This is a genomic window from Geodermatophilus sp. SYSU D00708 (assembly GCF_054050115.1).
This window is the reverse complement of the sequence record NZ_JBJGYS010000001.1, coordinates 251,545-268,648: the sequence shown is the minus strand read 5'-3', so window position 1 is coordinate 268,648 and position 17,104 is coordinate 251,545. Positions and strand designations below refer to the sequence as shown.

General features: G+C 75.3%; 17 protein-coding genes. 8 read left to right on the top strand and 9 right to left on the bottom strand.

Translation table 11 applies throughout. The features are described from left to right. Positions 1-15: 15 nt before the first annotated feature. Positions 16-1,089: a hypothetical protein gene (locus ACI79D_RS01415; protein ID WP_456916501.1), complete on the bottom strand. Its 1,074-nt coding sequence runs from the start codon at positions 1,087-1,089 to the stop codon at positions 16-18. Positions 1,090-1,126: 37 nt separating this feature from the next. Then, a complete protein-coding gene (locus ACI79D_RS01410; protein WP_456916500.1) occupies positions 1,127-1,642 on the bottom strand; it encodes a hypothetical protein in 516 nt (171 codons plus the stop codon). Between the two features lie 167 nt (positions 1,643-1,809). On the opposite strand from ACI79D_RS01410, the gene ACI79D_RS01405 reads away from it, so the two are divergent. Then, the gene (locus ACI79D_RS01405) at positions 1,810-2,061 is read left to right on the top strand and encodes a DUF3253 domain-containing protein (protein ID WP_456916499.1); all 252 of its coding nucleotides are present in this window, start codon (positions 1,810-1,812) and stop codon (positions 2,059-2,061) included. 219 nt (positions 2,062-2,280) lie between these two features. Here the strand turns inward: ACI79D_RS01405 and ACI79D_RS01400 are convergent, their stop codons facing one another. From ACI79D_RS01400 to ACI79D_RS01390, 3 genes are all read right to left on the bottom strand, one after another. After that, positions 2,281-3,513: a DUF222 domain-containing protein gene (locus tag ACI79D_RS01400; RefSeq protein WP_456916498.1), complete on the bottom strand. Its 1,233-nt coding sequence runs from the start codon at positions 3,511-3,513 to the stop codon at positions 2,281-2,283. 174 nt (positions 3,514-3,687) lie between these two features. Beyond that, positions 3,688-4,143, bottom strand: a complete 456-nt coding sequence (locus tag ACI79D_RS01395) for a hypothetical protein (RefSeq protein ID WP_456916497.1) — start codon at positions 4,141-4,143, stop codon at positions 3,688-3,690. 149 nt (positions 4,144-4,292) lie between these two features. Beyond that, positions 4,293-4,766 carry an Lrp/AsnC family transcriptional regulator gene (locus ACI79D_RS01390; RefSeq protein ID WP_456916496.1) on the bottom strand — a complete coding sequence of 158 codons (474 nt, stop codon included), beginning with the start codon at positions 4,764-4,766 and terminating at the stop codon, positions 4,293-4,295. Positions 4,767-4,981: 215 nt separating this feature from the next. Between ACI79D_RS01390 and pdhA the strand changes: the two genes are divergently transcribed. From pdhA to ACI79D_RS01360, 6 genes are all read left to right on the top strand, one after another. Further along, positions 4,982-6,121 (top strand): pyruvate dehydrogenase (acetyl-transferring) E1 component subunit alpha, encoded by a 1,140-nt coding sequence (gene pdhA, locus ACI79D_RS01385; protein WP_456916495.1) that lies wholly within the window; start codon positions 4,982-4,984, stop codon positions 6,119-6,121. Beyond that, positions 6,121-7,101, top strand: a complete 981-nt coding sequence (locus tag ACI79D_RS01380) for an alpha-ketoacid dehydrogenase subunit beta (RefSeq protein ID WP_456916494.1) — start codon at positions 6,121-6,123, stop codon at positions 7,099-7,101. The genes pdhA and ACI79D_RS01380 overlap by 1 nt, the downstream gene beginning before the upstream one ends. 4 nt (positions 7,102-7,105) lie before the next feature. After that, positions 7,106-8,596, top strand: coding sequence for a dihydrolipoamide acetyltransferase family protein (locus ACI79D_RS01375; protein WP_456916493.1), 1,491 nt, complete (start codon positions 7,106-7,108; stop codon positions 8,594-8,596). Positions 8,597-8,621: 25 nt separating this feature from the next. After that, positions 8,622-8,996: a hypothetical protein gene (locus ACI79D_RS01370; RefSeq protein WP_456916492.1), complete on the top strand. Its 375-nt coding sequence runs from the start codon at positions 8,622-8,624 to the stop codon at positions 8,994-8,996. 24 nt (positions 8,997-9,020) lie between these two features. Next, a complete protein-coding gene (locus tag ACI79D_RS01365) occupies positions 9,021-10,187 on the top strand; it encodes an AGE family epimerase/isomerase (protein WP_456916491.1) in 1,167 nt (388 codons plus the stop codon). Positions 10,188-10,266: 79 nt separating this feature from the next. After that, the gene (locus ACI79D_RS01360) at positions 10,267-10,734 is read left to right on the top strand and encodes an SRPBCC family protein (RefSeq protein ID WP_456916490.1); all 468 of its coding nucleotides are present in this window, start codon (positions 10,267-10,269) and stop codon (positions 10,732-10,734) included. An 86-nt stretch (positions 10,735-10,820) separates the two neighbouring features. On the opposite strand, the gene ACI79D_RS01355 is transcribed toward ACI79D_RS01360, so the two are convergent. Genes ACI79D_RS01355 through ACI79D_RS01340 form a run of 4 tightly spaced genes read right to left on the bottom strand, consistent with a single transcriptional unit; the run spans position 10,821 to position 15,137 of the window. After that, positions 10,821-11,081 (bottom strand): HPr family phosphocarrier protein, encoded by a 261-nt coding sequence (locus ACI79D_RS01355; protein WP_456916489.1) that lies wholly within the window; start codon positions 11,079-11,081, stop codon positions 10,821-10,823. A 53-nt stretch (positions 11,082-11,134) separates the two neighbouring features. After that, positions 11,135-13,279, bottom strand: coding sequence for a PTS fructose transporter subunit IIABC (locus ACI79D_RS01350; RefSeq protein ID WP_456916488.1), 2,145 nt, complete (start codon positions 13,277-13,279; stop codon positions 11,135-11,137). Positions 13,280-13,299: 20 nt separating this feature from the next. Continuing rightward, positions 13,300-14,373 (bottom strand): 1-phosphofructokinase family hexose kinase, encoded by a 1,074-nt coding sequence (locus tag ACI79D_RS01345; RefSeq protein ID WP_456916487.1) that lies wholly within the window; start codon positions 14,371-14,373, stop codon positions 13,300-13,302. Then, a complete protein-coding gene (locus tag ACI79D_RS01340; RefSeq protein ID WP_456916486.1) occupies positions 14,370-15,137 on the bottom strand; it encodes a DeoR/GlpR family DNA-binding transcription regulator in 768 nt (255 codons plus the stop codon). Before ACI79D_RS01340 ends, ACI79D_RS01345 begins: the two co-directional genes overlap by 4 nt. Positions 15,138-15,282: 145 nt before the next feature. Between ACI79D_RS01340 and ACI79D_RS01335 the strand changes: the two genes are divergently transcribed. Further along, positions 15,283-16,995 carry a phosphoenolpyruvate--protein phosphotransferase gene (locus ACI79D_RS01335; RefSeq protein WP_456916485.1) on the top strand — a complete coding sequence of 571 codons (1,713 nt, stop codon included), beginning with the start codon at positions 15,283-15,285 and terminating at the stop codon, positions 16,993-16,995. Positions 16,996-17,104: the final 109 nt, after the last annotated feature.

Below are 17,104 nucleotides of genomic sequence, written 5' to 3'. Positions count from 1 at the left end.
CCCGGCGCCCCCGGGTCACACGCGCGGGACAGGGCGGCAGAGGAACTCCGCCAGCAGCCGGGCGCACCGGCCGATGGTCTCCCGGTGCTGGACCTCGTAGCCGTGCGTGCTCAGCGTGGGCAGGGACAGCAGCGCCGCCCGGGCCGCCTGCCCCGAGCTCTTCGACTGGGAGGCGTCGGAGTCGAAGGCCTCCCAGACGGCGGCCCGGGTTTCGAGGCCGAGCTCGCGGCCGAGGACCACCAGGTGGTCGGAGAGCCGCTTGTCGTAGACGACGGCGTCGTCGGCGTAGGCGACCACCGGGCCGGAGTCGGCCGGCACCCCGTACTCCGCCTCGGCGGGACCGACGTCGAGGGCGAGCGTGATCTCGCCGGGCAGCGTGCGGCTGGCGTAGGCGGCGCCGATGCCGCCCATCTCCTCGCCGGTGGTGCAGACGAGGTAGACGTCGGCCGGCGGGCGCGCGCCGCGCTCGCGCAGCAGCCGGGCCGCGGCGACCAGGGTGGTGAGGGCGGCCCGGTCGTCGAGGAAGTAGGAGCCGACGAAGTCCGCGAACTCCACCAGCGTGCGCCGGCTGCGGTGGACGCAGACGCGGGTGCCGGGGTGCACGCCCGCGGCGGCCAGCTCGTCGGGGGTGCGGCCGGTGAACGCGGCGACGTGGCTCCACTCCATGGCCTGGTCCCCGCCGTCGGGCTTGGTCTGCCACACCCGGGTGGTCTCCGGGGTGGTGTGCTCCGAGCCGAGCAGCAGGACGGCGGTGAGCGTCTCCGCGTCGCCGAGCACGGTCAGCGGCCCGAGCCCGAAGTTGCCCGGGTACATGGTGCCGAGCTGGCTCAACCGCAGGGAGCCGTCCGGCTCGACCCGCTTGACGATCATCGACAGCTCGTCCATGTGGGCCATCACCCGCACCACCGGGGCGTCCTGCCCGCCGGTGCCGCGGACCAGGCCGACCAGGTTGCCCGCGTCGTCGACGTGCAGCTCGTCGACCAGCGGGCCCAGCTCCCGCCGGCAGACCTCGCGGACCTCGTCCTCCTGGTCGCCGGGGCCGTAGGCGTACAGCAGCTCCTGGAGCAGCGCGCGGTCGTCGGGGGACACGGTTCTCCTCGGTGCGGGGCGGACGGGCTCGCCGCACCTACCCGTCGGCGTCCCCGGGGTAGTCCTCGAAGCGCGTCGAGCCGTCCGGGTCGACCGTGATCCGGCCGGGCCCGGCGTCCAGGCCCGAGACCGCGACCACGACCGGCCGCAGCCGCGGCCGTGCCACCTCGCGGTACAGGAACCCCCGGACGTCGTCCAGGACGCCGGTGCTGCCGCGGGCGCGGAAGGCGTGCTCGGCGCCCTCGACCGCGAGGACGGCGGACCTGTTCCCGTCGAAGTGCAGCCGCGCGGCCACGGCCGGACCCCACTCGGCGCGGAGCACCGCCAGCTGCTCGGCGTGCCGGTCCCGGTGCCGGCGGGTGAGGAGGCGGAACTGCTGGTCGAGGACGACGGTGGCCGACACCGTGTCCAGCCCGAACTCGCGCCTGAGGCCGTCGAGCGCGGCCTCGTCGTCCGCGGCGTCCTGCAGGACCCGCACGAGGCGGACGGGATCGGCCAGGGCGGTGTCGATAGCGGTCAGGGCGGCGAGCCGCTGCGAGCGGGAGTCGGTCACCGGGGCGCCCGCCGGTTCCGCAGGACCCGACCGCCGACCGCGAGCGCGGCCGGCACCCACCTGGCCCCCACCAGCGAGGACGTCGTCCGGTGCACGAGCCGGAGCATCCTCCCGGTTGCTCGCCGCGGCCAGTGGCGGGTGCGTGGGGTCGGGGTCACGCTGGCCGCGTGGACGACGTCGACACGCGGCTCGAGCAGGCGATCGTCGCGCTGCTCGCCGGCAGGCGGGTCGACGCGTCGATCTGTCCCTCGGAGGCCGCCCGCGCGGTCGACCCGGCCGGCTGGCGGGACCTCATGCCGGCGGCACGGGGCGCGGCAGGCCGGCTCGCAGCGGCGGGCCGTGTCGTGGTGACGCAGGGCGGTGCGGTGGTGGACGCCGAGACGGCCCGCGGCCCGGTCCGCATCCGCAGGCCCGGCTGAGGACCCCGCTCGGCGCTCGTCCCCTCCACCGTGGACGCCGCATGGACGACCACGCCGAGCGCGTCGGTTCCTGTGGGGCGGCAACGGGCAGGAGCTGGCCCGGAGTGGGTCAGGCGGCGGCGGACAGGAGCGGGCCCGGCCGCTGCGGAGCTGATTCGCCACCCGTCGATCTCGGGCACGCGCCGACGCCCGACGCCGAACGGATCGGGTCGGGTGGGGTCAGGCGGCGGCGGGCAGCAGTGGGCCGGTGTGGATCTGGGTGCCGTCGGGGCGCCAGGTGTGCCATCGGCCGTCGGGTTGTCGTTCGACGCGGAAGCCGTGGTGGACCTTGGTGTGGTGCCGCTCGCACAGCGGCGCGGAGTTGTCCAGGCTGGTGTGGCCGCCGTGGATCCACTCCAGCACGTGGTGCACGTCGCACCACCAGGTCGGCGCGCCGCAGCCGGCGAACACGCAGCCGCCGTCGCGGACCTCCACCGCCCGCCGCAGATGGGGCGGGACGAGGCGGAGGGTGCGGCCGTAGTCCAGCGGCCGCCCGTCGGGGCCGAGCACGATCCGGGTGAGCTGCCCGTCGCAGGCCAGCCACCGGGCCCGGGCCGCGGAGATCACCGCCCCCGAGCCGAGCGTGCCGGCACCGGGGGCGGTGGCCGGGTCGACCAGGTCCTCGATGCCGATCTGCACCAGCACCTGCGGCTTGTGCCCGCGCAGCTGCGGCAGGCCACCGGTGGCCAAGGCGTTGTCGCACAGCTGCACCAGCGCGTCGGCCAGCTGCTGGCCGCGGGAGCGGTCGTCGCCCGCGCAGCGGCCGGCCTGCACGATCGCCTCCAGCGCGGCGGCCAGCTTCTCCCCGCCGACCGCGTCCAGGTCGAACCGGCCGGTGAGCGACCCGTCCGCGTGGCGGGCGATGGCCAGCCGCCGACCCGCGGTGGGATCGGGCTCGGGGCCGTCGGGATCGAGGCGGGCCAGGTAGTGGTGCACCACCTGCCGCAGCTCGTCGTGCGGCCGCTCGGCGGCGACCTGCGCCAGCACGGCGTCCACCTCGGCCAGGTCGACGCCTTGGGCGGCGGTGGCGCTGAGCCGGTCGTGCCGGGTGATCGGCTCGATGAGTGCGACCTGGCCCTCGGTCACCGCGCCGGCGGCGAACGCCGCGGCCACCGCCGGCAGAGACGCGCACGCCCGCCCGGCGCGGACCACCCGGCCCGCCTCGGCCACCGACAGGTGCCCGTGCCCGCGCAGCCACGACGCCATGCTCTTGAGCCCGTCGAAGTCCGCCGCGCCGGTGCCCTCGCACTCGGCCACCGTGCGGGCGACCTCGGCGGCCAGCCGGTTCTGCGCGCACAACAGCCCGCGCAGCCGGACCAGCAGCGCCGGCCCGAACAACGGCGCCAGATCCTGCCCGCCCAGGGTGTCGAGGGCTGCGGTCAGCGCCCGCAGCGCCTCCGGCAACTCGTCCACGACACCTCCCCAGCGGTTCGATCAAGCGTTCGAAGTCTACCGCCGGTAGGACCCCGCCGCAGATCGAATCCCCAGCTCAGAGCGCTGTCCACAGATTTCGACCTGGGCTTGACAGGGCACGGTCTCCGCCGCTGTGCGCGTTCGTCGCAGCAGGGGGCCCGACGAGGACCTCGGTCAGTGGCGACCGACCTCCACCGCGAACTGGACGGCCGGGGGGATCGTGTGCGTGGCCTGGACGGCCATCGCGTGCAGGCCGAGCGAGACGTCCCGACGGCCGTCGGACCAGGTGGTCCACACCGGGTCGGTCTCGACGTGGTGCAGCTGGCCGAGGACGACGCGCGCCTCGATCCGCTCGGTGACCTGCTGCAGCAGCAGGTGCGCCGCGGTGTCCGTCGCGACGTTCGCGATCAGGCCGATGAAGGCTCCGCTTCTTGACGCGCCGGTGTGGACCCGGCTCATGCCCTGACCGTCCTCGTGCTCCCACTGGAGGTCGAGGACGCTGCCGGCGCTGTCGACGGGGGTGCTGCGCCAGCCGCCGTCTCGAAGCGCTCGAGCGACGGAGTCCATGTCGTCGATCGACGGCTCGAGCAGGGCGAGGTCGACGACCGACAGGAGCATGCCCGGGTCCACGGGCGCAGCCTGACATCTCCGGAGAGGACGCCAACCGATCTCGCCGTGTGGTCGCTGGACCCGCGCCACACCGCGCGGTCGGCGGCTACACCGCGCGCCCCGCGCCACACCGCACGGGTCCGGCACTCCAAGGGTCCGGCGCCGGCGGTTCAGTCGGTCCCGGCGGTGCGGTCGACCAGCGGAGCCATGCGGTGGTCGACCAGCCGGCGCAGGGCCAGGGCGGTGTCGGTCCGCTGGACGCCGGGGATGGTCAACACGTGCTCGGTGATCCGCCACAGGTCGTCGGCATCGGTGGCCACGACGCGGACCAGCAGGTCGGCGACGCCGGACAGCGCGGTGACCTCGAGCACCTCGGGGATCTGCGCCAGCGCCTCGCCGACGTCGGCCAGGCTCCGCTGCACCACCTGCACGGTCACGTAGGCCCCGAGCCGGTAGCCGAGCGCCTCCGGCTGCACCCGCGCGTCGAAGGGCGCCAGCACCCCGCTGCTCTCCAGCCGGGCCAGCCGCGCCTGCACGGTGTTGCGCGCCAGGCCGAGCCGCTGCGACAGCGCCATGACCGTCGCGCGGGGGTCCTCGGTCAGGGCCCGGAGCAGGCGGGCGTCGGTGGCGTCGAGGGCCGGCACGTTGCTCAGTCTGACATGCGAGGACGTCCTACTACCGAGCATTCTGCGCACCAGGTGGGACAGGGCTTGCGCAGACCGGCGGAGCGGTGATCTTCTCGCCGGGGCCCGGGACGTGTCACGATGTGTGAGTGGCGCCACACCCCGGTGCCGCGAGACGTCCAGCTCCGCCAGCGCCGGCGACCCCGGCCGCTGCGGCCGACGGCGAGGAGATGCCCGTGAGCCTGTCGAGCGCGGCCACCGAGGTGGTCGACCCGGTACCCGGGGCCGGGGCGCCCCACCTGCCGCAGCAGCCGGACCTGGTGCAGCTGCTGACCCCGGAGGGCGAGCGGGTCGAGCACCCCGACTACTCCATCGACGTCTCCGACGAGGAGCTCCGCGGCCTCTACCGCGACCTGGTGCTGGTCCGCCGGTGGGACGTCGAGGCGACCGCCCTGCAGCGCCAGGGTGAGCTGGGCATCTGGGCCTCGCTGCTGGGCCAGGAGGCAGCCCAGATCGGCGCCGGCCGTGCGCTGCACCCGGAGGACATGGCCTTCCCGACCTACCGCGAGCACGGGGTGGCGTGGACGCGCGACGTCGACCCGCTGCACGTCATCAGCCTGTTCCGCGGCGTCGACAACGGCGGCTGGGACCCCGTCGCCACCCGCTTCAACCTCTACACCGTCGTCATCGGCGCGCAGTGCCTGCACGCCACCGGCTACGCGATGGGCCTGCAGCGCGACGGCGCGGAGGCCGCCGCGCTGGCCTTCCTCGGCGACGGCGCGACCAGCCAGGGCGAGGTCAACGAGGCGATGATCTGGGCGGCGAGCTTCTCCGCGCCGGTCGTCTTCTTCTGCCAGAACAACCAGTACGCGATCAGCGTCCCGCTGGAGCGCCAGTCGCGGGTGCCGCTCTACCAGCGGGCCGCGGGCTTCGGCTTCCCGGGCGTCCGGGTCGACGGCAACGACGTCCTCGCCGTCCTGGCGGTCACCCGCGCGGCGCTGCAGGCCGCTCGCGAGGGCCAGGGGCCGACGTTCATCGAGGCGTTCACCTACCGGATGGGCGCGCACACCACCTCCGACGACCCGACGCGCTACCGGCTGGCCAGCGAGCTGGAGGAGTGGAAGCTGCGCGACCCCATCGCCCGGCTCAAGGCGCACCTCTCCCGCAGCGGCGTCGCCGACCACGACTTCTTCGAGGCCGTCGAGGCCGAGGCCGACGAGCTGGCCAAGCGCATCCGCAGCGGGACCGTCGAGATGCCCGACCCGCCGGGGACGGCGATGTTCGACCAGGTCTACGCCGAGCAGACGCCGCACCTGGCCGCGCAGCAGGCGGAGTTCGAGGCCTACCAGGCGTCGTTCGAGGCAGGCGAGCACTGATGGCCGCGCAGACCCTCACCATCGGCAAGGCGCTCAACCTGGGCCTGCGCCGGGCCATGGAGGACGACGGCAAGGTCGTGCTCATGGGTGAGGACATCGGCCGGCTCGGCGGCGTCTTCCGGATCACCGACGGCCTGCAGAAGGACTTCGGCGAGGACCGCGTCGTCGACACCCCGCTGGCCGAGGCCGGCATCCTCGGCACGGCCGTCGGCCTGGCCATGCGCGGCTACCGGCCGGTCTGCGAGATCCAGTTCGACGGGTTCGTCTTCCCCGCCTACAACCAGATCGTCACCCAGGTCGCCAAGATCCACGCCCGCTCCCGCGGGAAGCTGGCGATGCCGATCGTCATCCGCATCCCCTTCGGCGGCGGCATCGGCGCGGTAGAGCACCACAGCGAGAGCCCCGAGGCCTACTTCGCGCACACCCCAGGCCTCAAGGTCGTGGCGGTCAGCAACCCGGTCGACGCCTACTGGGGCATCCAGCAGGCCATCGCGCACCCCGACCCGGTCGTCTTCCTCGAGCCCAAGCGCCGGTACTGGGAGAAGGCCGAGGTGGACACCGACGCGACGCCCGAGCCGCTGTTCGCCTCGCGGGTCGTCCGCGGCGGGGACGACGTCACCGTCTGCGCCTACGGCCCGATGGTGAAGACGGCGCTGCAGGCGGCCGAGGCGGCGGCGGAGGAGGGCCGCTCGCTCGAGGTGGTCGACCTGCGCACCCTGTCCCCGCTCGACCTCGACCCGGTGTTCGACTCGGTGCGGCGGACCGGCCGCTGCGTCGTCGTCCACGAGGCGCCGGTCACCCTCGGCCTGGGCGCGGAGATCGCCGCCCGGGTGACCGAGACCTGCTTCCACTCGCTGGAGGCGCCGGTGCTGCGGGTCGGCGGCTACGACACCCCGTACCCGCCGTCGAAGCTGGAGGAGGAGTACCTCCCCGACCTCGACCGGGTGCTCGACGCCGTCGACCGCGCGATGGGGTTCTGAGGCCATGGCGCTGCGTCAGTTCAAGCTCCCCGACGTCGGCGAGGGGCTCACCGAGGGCGAGATCCTGCAGTGGCTGGTCGCCGTCGGCGACACGGTCACGATCAACCAGCCGCTGTGCGAGGTGGAGACGGCCAAGGCCGCCGTCGAGCTGCCCTCGCCGTACGCCGGCACGGTGACCCAGCTGCTGCACGAGGCCGGGACGACGGTCGACGTCGGCACGCCGATCATCACCATCGACACCGGTGGGGACGCCGAGCCGGGGCCGGCACCCGCCGCGCCGGCCACCGAGCAGCCGGCCTCGGACCAGCCCGCGGCGGACCAGCCCGCCGCCGGGCTCATCGGCGGTGCGGCCCCCGGTGGGCGGACCGCCGTCCTGGTCGGCTACGGCCCGCGCACCACCGAGGCGCGCCGGCGGCCGCGTCGCGCCGTCCACCACCACGGGGCGCCGACGCCGCTGGCCGGGTCCGCCGACGACGACTCCCGGTCGACGCCGTTGCTGACCACCGCGCCCGACGCCCGCACCAAGCCCGTCCGGCACGGCGGGCTGGAGGTCGGCCGGGCCGCCGAGGCGCACGCCGCCGTCGAGGAGGCGGCGACCGCGCTGGTCGCCGCGCCGGGGCACGGGCGGCCGCGGCCGCTGGCCAAGCCGCCGGTGCGCAAGCTGGCCAAGGACCTCGGGGTCGACCTGACCACGCTGGCCGGCACCGGCGACGGCGGCGTGATCACCCGCGCCGACGTGCAGGCCGCCGCGTCGACGGGACGGGCGCCGACCCCGGCACCGGTCCCGGCGGCCACGGCCGGGGACCAGCGGATCCCGATCAAGGGGGTGCGCAAGCACACCGCCGCCGCGATGGTGGCCAGCGCGTTCACCGCGCCGCACGTCACCGAGTTCCTCACCGTCGACGTCACCCGGATGATGAAGCTGCGCACCCGGCTGGCGGCGCGGCCGGAGCTCGCCGGGGTCAAGGTCAGCCCGCTGCTGTTCGTCGCCAAGGCGCTGCTGCTGGCCGCGCGCCGGCACCCGATGGTCAACAGCTCCTGGGACGAGGCGGCGCAGGAGATCGTCGTCCACGGCCAGGTGAACCTCGGGATCGCGGCGGCCACGCCGCGGGGGCTGGTCGTCCCCAACATCAAGGACGCCGGCCGGCTCTCCCTGACCGAGCTGGCCGCCGCGCTGGGCGAGCTGACCGAGACCGCGCGGGCCGGGCGCACCGCCCCCGCGGACATGACCGGCGGCACGATCACGATCACCAACGTCGGGGTGTTCGGCGTCGACACCGGGACGCCGATCCTCAACCCCGGCGAGTCGGCGATCCTGGCCTTCGGCGCCGTCCGCGAGATGCCGTGGGTGCACAAGGGGAAGGTCCGTCCGCGGCAGGTGACCCAGTTGGCGCTGTCGTTCGACCACCGGATCATCGACGGGGAGCTGGGCAGCCGGTTCCTCGCCGACGTGGGCGCGCTGCTGTCCGACCCCGGCACGGCGCTGGCCTTCTGACCGGGGAACGGCCGAGACTGCACCCGTGGAACGCCTTCGTCTCGCGCTACCGCTGCTCGGGCTGTTCGTCGCGCTGACCGTGCTGGCCACGGTGTTCTCCGGCAGCCGCCCGGCCACCGAGCCGGGGGTCCTGCCGTGGGCCCTGCAGATCGCCGGCTACCTGGGCGCGATCGCGGGGGGCGTGCTGTTGCTCACCGTCCCGGGGCCGGGCGTCCACCGACGGGCCGGCCTCGTGGTGCTGGGCGCGGTGGTCGTGCTCGCGCTGCTCGACGCGTGGACGCAGGACGACCTCGGCGCGGACATCGGTGGCGGGCTCGTGCGGCTGGTGTGCCTGGTCGCCGTCGTCGTGGCGACGGTGCGCGTCGGCGCGGAGGCCGTCTCCCGTGGCCGCCGGTCCTGAGGCGCCGTGCCAGGCTCCTGTCCCGTGACCGATCTGCAGCGGCTCCTCGACCTCGCCGAGCGCTCCGCGGTCGACAGCGGCTTCGGCTACCTGGGCAGTGACGGCGCGGTCCTCGCCGACCGGCCGCTGGAGACGTGGATCGTCGCGCGGATGACGCACGTGTTCGGGCTGGCCTCCCTGCTGGGCCGGCCCGGGGCGGCCGACCTGCTCGCGCACGGCGTGCGGGCGCTGACCGGCGGGCCGCTGCGCGACGGCGAGCGCGGGGGCTGGTCCGCGGCGGTCGGCGACGACGCGAAGACCGCCTACGTGCACGCCTTCGTCGTCCTGGCCGGAGCGACGGCGACAGGAGCCGGGAACCCCGGCGGGCCGGCGCTGCTCGACGACGCGCTCGAGGTCTGGCAGGCCCGCTTCTGGGACGACGCCGCGGGGCTCGCGGTCGAGGAGTGGGACGCCGCCTGGACGACGCTGTCGGACTACCGCGGCGCCAACGCCAACATGCACGGCGTCGAGGCGTCGCTGGCCGCCGCCGACGCGCTGGGCGAGGACCCGCGGGCGCCCCGGCTGCGGCACCAGGCGCTGCGCGCGACGGAGCGGATCGTGCACGGGTTCGCGCGGGAGCGGGACTGGCGGCTGCCGGAGCACTTCACCCCCGGCTGGGCGCCGCTGCCGGACTACAACCGCGACCAGCCGGCGCACCCGTTCCGGCCCTACGGCGTGACGATCGGGCACCAGTTCGAGTGGGCCCGCCTGTGCCTGCACCTGCGCGCGGCGCTGCGGGACGCGCCCGCGTGGCTCCTGGACGACGCGGTCGGGCTGTTCGACGCCGCCGCGGACCGCGGGTGGGCCGCCGACGGGCACGACGGCTTCCCGTACACGCTGGACTGGGACGACCGGCCGGTCGTGAGCGCCCGCATGCACTGGGTGCTGTGCGAGGCGATCGCCGCCGCCGGCGTCCTGGGCGAGGTCACCGGCGAGGACCGCTACCGCGCGCTGGCCGACCGGTGGCGGGCGCACGGCGAGGCGCGGTTCGCCGACCCGGTCACCGGCAGCTGGCGCCACGAGCTGACGCCGTCCGGCGAGGTGGCCTCCGGGACGTGGGCGGGGCAGCCCGACGCCTACCACCTGGCCCAGATGCTGCTGTTCTCCGAGGGCCGGCCGGTGCGGGGGAGCGTGGCGGCGAGCCTGGTCTGAGCGCGGGATCCGGACGTGTTCGGTCCGATCCCGAGGGGTACGTCGTGCACGACCGAGTCCCCGAGCAGAGGAGCAGGCAGTGGCCAGCGTGCAGGAAGCCATCGACGTCGACGTCCCCATCCGGGTCGCCTACGACCAGTGGACGCAGTTCGAGTCCTTCCCGCAGTTCATGGGCGGCGTGGAGCGGATCACCCAGCTCGACGACACGCACACCCACTGGGTCACCAGCATCGACGGCGTCAAGCGCGAGTTCGACGCGGAGATCACCGAGCAGCGTCCCGAGGAGCGGGTGGCCTGGACCAGCACCAGCGGCGAGGCCAAGCACGCCGGTGTCGTCACCTTCCACCGGCTGGACGACGCCAAGACCCGCGTGATGATCCAGATCGACTGGGAGCCCGAGGGCCTGGTGGAGAAGGCCGGCGCGGCGCTGGGCTTCGACGACCGGCAGGTCAAGGCCGACGCCAAGCGGTTCAAGGAGTTCATCGAGAGCCGCGGCACCGAGACCGGTGCCTGGCGCGGTGAGGTCTCCCGGCCCGACCAGCCGTGAGCTGATCGGCGCCAGCGAGGCCGAGCACGAGACGGCGCCCGCCCCCTTCTGCAGGGGACGGGCGCCGTCGTTCTGGGGAGGGACCGCTACTCGGCGTCGAGGTCCTGGGCGACCAGGCCGGCGATCTGCTCGACCACGGCCGCGTCGTCGCTGGTGACGACGACCTCCGTGCCCTGCTTGGCCCCGAGCGTCATGATCATCAGCGGCGACCCGGCATCCACCGCGTTGCCGCCCGCGGTGGCCAGCGTGACCGGGACCCCGGCCTTGCCGACGGCCTCGGCGATCAGGGCCGCCGGGCGGGCGTGCAGCCCGACGCGGGAACCGACGGTGACGACTTGACTGGGCATGGGGAGTCTCCCTGTGTGCTCGGGGCTGGGTGTCGGGGTTACAGCCTGGCGGCTCAGGCGCGAGCCGGCTGGGTGGCGGGGGCGACGGTGTGGGCGTGCTCGAGGTCGACGGCGTCCTCCGGCGCCTCTTCGGCGTCGGACCTGCCGATGCTCTTCGCGATCGTCACCGCGGCCGCGCCGACGACCGTGCCGACGATCAGGGCGACGACGAACATCAGCACGTTGCTCATCGCGAAGAACACGAAGATGCCGCCGTGCGGGGCGCGCAGCTCCACGCCGCTGGCCGCGATGATCGCGCCCGTCGTGGCACCGCCCAGCATCATCGACGGGATCACCCGCAGCGGGTCGGCCGCGGCGAACGGGATGGCGCCCTCGGAGATGAACGAGGCGCCCAGCAGCCAGGCCGCCTTGCCGTTGTCCCGCTCGGCCGGGGTGTAGAGCTTCGGCCGGACGGCGGTGCTCAGCGCCATCGCCAGCGGCGGCACCATGCCGGCGCCCATGACCGTGGCCATGATGATCAGCGAGCCGCTGGTCTGCGAGGCCAGGCCCGCGGTGGCGAACAGGTAGGCCGCCTTGTTGACCGGACCGCCCAGGTCGAAGCACATCATCAGGCCGAGGATGATCCCGAGCAGCGCCGCGGAGGTGCCGGTCAGGCTGTTGAGCCAGTTGCCCAGGCCCTCGAGGGCGGCGGCCAGCGGTCGGCCGAGCACCGCGACCATGATCCCGCTGGAGATCAGCGTCGCGAGCAGCGGGATGATGACCACCGGCTGCAGCCCGCGGACGCCGGTCGGGAGCTTCCACCGACTGATCCACAGCGCCACCAGGCCGGCGAGGATGCCGCCCACCAGGCCGCCGATGAAGCCGGCGCCGACGGTGAGGGAGACCGCGCCGATGACGAAGCCGGGGGCGATGCCCGGGCGGTCGGCGATCGCGTAGGCGATGTACCCGGCCAGCGCCGGCACCAGGAAGCCGAACGCCGCCTGGCCGAGGACCGTGCAGATCGCGCCGAGGTAGCCGAAGAAGCCGTCGTTGAGGCCCTCGAGCGGCGGCGCCGACGGCAGGTTGAAGAACGTGTTGTTGAGGACCCAGTTCAGCGCGAAGCTGTCCCCGCTCGCCGACGCCGGGTCGGGGTTGACGATCTGGTAGCCGCCGAAGAGGAAGCCCAGCGCGATGAGCAGGCCGCCCGCGGCGACGAACGGGATCATGTAGCTCACGCCGGTGAGCAGCCAGCGGCGGATCTCCGCGCCGGTGCTCGGCTTGCCGGCCGCCGCGGTCCCGGTGTCCGCGCCGGACGCGGCGCCACCGGGCACCCGGCGGGCGTTCGGGTCGTCGGCGGCGGCCAGGGCCTCGCGGATCATCACGTCGGGCTCGTTGATCGCCCGCTTGGTGCCGGACTGCACCAGCGGCTTGCCGGCGAACCGGTCCCGGTCCTTCACGCCGACGTCGACGGCGAAGATGACCGCGTCGGCGCCGCGGATCACGTCCGAGGCGAGCGGCGTGGAGCCCGAGGAGCCCTGCGTCTCCACGTGGACGTCGACCCCGGCGGCCTGCCCCGCGGCGGTGAGCTTGTCGGCGGCCATGTAGGTGTGCGCGATGCCGGTCGGGCAGGCGCTGACCACCACGACGCTGCGCCGGGCGCCGTCGGCGGGCGCAGCCGGCGCGGACGTCCCCGTGGCGGGGGCGGCGGCCGTGGGGGGCGCACCGGGGGCCGGCACGGCCGCCGCGGGGGACGAGGCGGGCGCGGGCTCGGGGGAGACGACCTCCTCCACCAGCCGGACGATCTCGGCGTCGGAGCCCGCGGACCGCAGGGAGGCGACGAACTCCGGCCGCACCAGGGCCCGGGCCAGTGCGGTGAGCAGGGTGAGGTGGTCGGCGTCCCCGTGCGCCGGCGCGGCGATGAGGAAGGCCAGGTCGGCCGGGCCGTCGGGGGCGCCGAAGTCGACCTTCGGCGACAGCCGGGCGAAGGCCAGCGACGCCTCGGTCACCGCCTCGGACCGGCAGTGCGGGATGGCGATCCCGCCGGGCAGGCCGGTGGCGGCCTGCGCCTCGCGGGCCAGGGCGTCCTCGGCGAGCCCGTCGGCGCTGGTGGCCCGGCCGGCGCCGGCGACCAGCGCCGCGAGCCGGCGGACGACCGAGCTCTTGTCGGAACCCAGGTCGGCGTCGAGTGCGACCAGGTCGGGAGTGATCAGGGCGGGCATGGCTACCTCTCCGAGAGGCGTCAGCGGACGTCGCGGCCGGCGGCCGGGACGGTGGTGGTGCCGGGTGCGGTGGTGCCGGGTGCGGTGGTGCTGGCGGGCGGTGCGGTGGTGCCGGCGGGAACGGACTCGGTGGCGACCTCAGCCGCGAGCCGGGCGGCCTGGTCGGGCGTGGGGACGGCGGACCCCGGCAGGGACGCGCTGGCCGCGCCGTGGGCGACCGCGCTGCGCAGCCGCTCGGCCGGAGCGCCCCCGGCCAGATCGGCGAGGACCAGCCCGGCGAGGCTGCAGTCGCCGGCGCCCACCGTGCTGCGGACGGTGATCGGTGGCGGGGTCGCCGACCACACGCCGTCGGCGGCGGAGAGCAGCGCGCCGTCGGCGCCGAGCGTCAGCAGCACCTCGGCCACGCCGCGCTCGTGCAGCGTGGCGACGGCGGCCAGCAGCGCGCCGCGGTCGGCGGTCAGCTCCGCCTCCGGCACGCCGGTCAGCTGCGCGAGCTCCTCGGAGTTGGGCTTGAGCACGTCCGGGGCGGCGTCCGGCCCGGCGGCGAGCAGCGCGAGCAACGGGGCCTCGGAGGTGTCGACGGCGATCCGGGCGCCGGTGTCCCGTAGCCCGCGGACCAGCTCGGCGTACCAGTCGACCGGGGTGCCCGGCGGCAGGGAGCCGGAGAGCACGACCCAGCTCGCGCCCTCGGCGTGCCGGTGCAGCGCGGCGGCCAGGGCGGCGCGCGTGGCGTCGTCGAGCGGGGTACCGGGCTCGTTGAGCTTGGTCGTGGTGCCGTCGGGCTCGGCCAGCGTGTAGTTGGTGCGGACCGGCGCCTCGACGGGCACGGTGGCCATCGGCAGGCCGATCCGCCGCAGGGCGCCCACGATCGGGTCGTCGTCCCCGGCCGGGAGCACCGTGACGACGTCGCCGCCGGCGGCGGCGATCGCGCGGGCCACGTTGACCCCCTTGCCGCCTGGCTCGGTGGAGCTCGGCGCGAGGCGGGCCACGCTCCCACGCTGCAGCGGGCCGGGGAGGGAGAGCGTGCGGTCCAGGCTCGGGTTGGCGGTGAGGGTCACCACGCGGCCGACGGGAGCGGCCGGCCCGGCGCTCACGCGACCACGACCTCGACGCCGGCGTCCTCGAGCCGGGCCACGTCGGCGGGGTCGGCGTCGGAGTCGGTGACCAGGACGTCGACGTCGACCGGGGCGGCGAACCGGACCAGGTGCTCGCGGCCGAGCTTGCTGCTGTCGGCGAGCACGACCACCTTCTGGCCGGCCCGCGCCATGGCGCGCTTCACGGCGGCCTCCGCGTCGTCGGGGGTGGTGAACCCGTGGTCGGGGGTGACGCCGTTGGCGCCGAGGAAGGTCACGTCGACGCGGAGGTCGGCCAGCGTGGCGAGGACCGGGGAGCCGACCGCGCACTGGGTGATGCCGCGGACCCGCCCGCCCAGGACCTGCAGGTCGATGCCGGGGGCACCGGCGAGCCGGGCGGCGATCGGCACGGAGTTGGTGGCGACGAACAGCCGGCGGTCGCCCGGCAGGAGCTCGGCGAGGGCGGCGGTGGAGCTGCCGCCGTCGAGCACCAGGCTGCCGTCGGTGCCGGGCACGAGGTCGAGCGCGGTGGCGGCGACCTTGCGCTTCTGCTCGCTGCGCGTGCCGTGCCGCTCGCCCAGCGCCGTCTCCACGTAGGTGAGGGCGCCGGTGGGGACCGCGCCGCCGTGCACCCGCCGGACCGTGCCGGACCGCTCGAGGACGGCGAGGTCGCGCCGCACGGTCTCGGTGGTGACGCCGAACTGCTCGGCCAGGGCGGTCACCGACACCCGCCCCCGGTCGGCCACCAGCCCGGCGATCGCCTGCTGCCGCTCTTCGGGGTACACGGGCGCCACCCCCTTCCATGCCCGGTCGTGTGGGATTTGCGTTGTGATGGTGTTGTTCTACGTCTGATCCGTTGACAAGTCAACACTTTTTCGTGACGCTGGTCACCGACGGCGTCCCGTTCCCCCGAACCGAGGCGAGGTACCCATGTCCACCACCGCACCCGGAACCACCGCCCTGCCGCAGACCGGTGGGCCCGTGGTCCTGCCCGGCACCCCGGTCGTCCCTGGCGTGGTGCTGGGCCCGGTGGTCCGCCCGTCCGGCGCGGTGCAGCTGCCCGCCGACGAGGGGGCCGTCGTGCCGGAGGACCGCCGCGCAGGGGAGAAGGAGCGCTTCGTCGCCGCGGCGGGCGCCGTCGCCGACCGGCTCACCGAGCGGGCCGCCGGTGCGACGGGGGTCAGCGCCGAGGTGCTGGCCACCACCGCGGGGCTGGCGCGCGACCGCGGCCTGCTCTCGGCCGTGGAGCAGCGGATCGACGCCGGCACGCCGGCCGCCGTCGCCACCGTGGGCGCCGCACAGCAGTTCGTGGACCTGTTCACCTCGCTCGGCGGCCTGATGGCCGAGCGGGTCACCGACGTCCGCGACGTCCGCGACCGGATCGTCGCCGAACTCACCGGGCAGGGGGAGCCCGGCGTGCCCCGGCCCGAGGTGCCGTCGGTGCTACTGGCCGAGGACCTCGCGCCGGCGGACACCGCCGGTCTCGACCCGGCCCGCGTGATCGGCCTGGCCACCCGGCTGGGCGGGACCACCAGCCACACCGCGATCATCGCCCGCCAGCTCGGGCTGCCCTGCGTCGTCGCCGTGGGCGGCCTGGACGACGTCCCGGTGGGCGCGACGGTGCTGCTGGACGGCGAGCGGGGCAGCGTCACCGTCGACCCCGACCTCGCCGAGGCCGCCGCCCGCGTGGAGAGCTCCCGCGCCGCCGCCGCGGCGCTGGCCGGCTACCGCGGACCGGGGCGCACCAGGGACGGCGTCGAGGTGAAGGTCCTGGCCAACGTGCAGGACGGCGCGGGCGCACGGGGCGCGGCAGCGAAGCACGCCGAGGGGGTCGGCCTGCTGCGCACCGAGCTGGCCTTCCTCAGCCGGGCGGAGGAGCCCTCGGTGGAGGAGCAGGCCGCGGGCTACGCCGAGGTGTTCGAGGCGTTCCCGGGGCGCCGCGTCGTCGTCCGCACGCTGGACGCCGGCTCGGACAAGCCGCTGGCCTTCGCCACGATGCCCGATGAGGAGAACCCGGCGCTCGGCGTCCGCGGCCTCCGTGTCGCCCGCCGGGACCCCGGGCTGCTGGAGCGGCAGTTGGACGCCATCGCGGAGGCCGCCCGGCGGACCGGTGAGCAGCCGTGGGTGATGGCGCCGATGGTGGCGACCGTTCCCGAGGCGGCCGAGTTCGGCCGGCTGGTGCGCGACCGCGGCCTGGTCCCCGGCGTGATGATCGAGGTGCCGTCCGCGGCGCTGCACGCCGACCGGCTGCTCCAGCACGTCGACTTCCTGTCGATCGGCACCAACGACCTGTCGCAGTACACCCTCGCCGCCGACCGGCTCTCCGCCGACCTCGCCGACCTCACCGACCCGTGGCAGCCGGCGCTGCTGGCCCTGGTGCGGCTGACCGCCGAGGCCGGCCTCCGCGCGGACAAGCCGGTCGGCGTCTGCGGGGAGGCCGCCGCCGACCCGCTGCTCGCCTGCGTGCTCGTGGGCCTGGGGGTGACCTCACTGTCGTGTGCGGCCTCGTCCATCGCCGGGGTCGGCGCGCGGCTGGCCACGGTGGACACCGATACCTGCCGCCGGGCCGCCGAGGCCGCCCTGGCCGCCGACGACCCGCGCGACGCCCGTGCCGCGGTGCGGGCCGCGCTCGGCGTCGACTGAGGCCGAACTCACCCCGTGGGGTGAACAACCATCGCCGTGTCGCCCCGTTGACCTGTCTTCCTTCGGAATAATCAGGCTCGCACCTTCCTTGCTACGGGTGCACCCCTCG

Bases quoted from the DNA above. Each gene is read 5' to 3' on its own strand.
- ACI79D_RS01380 (WP_456916494.1), top strand. From the start codon at position 6,121: ATGGCCGCGCAGACCCTCACCATCGGCAAGGCGCTCAACCTGGGCCTG.
- ACI79D_RS01375 (WP_456916493.1), top strand. From the start codon at position 7,106: ATGGCGCTGCGTCAGTTCAAGCTCCCCGACGTCGGCGAGGGGCTCACC.
- ACI79D_RS01355 (WP_456916489.1), bottom strand. From the start codon at position 11,081: ATGCCCAGTCAAGTCGTCACCGTCGGTTCCCGCGTCGGGCTGCACGCC.
- ACI79D_RS01350 (WP_456916488.1), bottom strand. From the start codon at position 13,279: ATGCCCGCCCTGATCACTCCCGACCTGGTCGCACTCGACGCCGACCTG.
- ACI79D_RS01335 (WP_456916485.1), top strand. From the start codon at position 15,283: ATGTCCACCACCGCACCCGGAACCACCGCCCTGCCGCAGACCGGTGGG.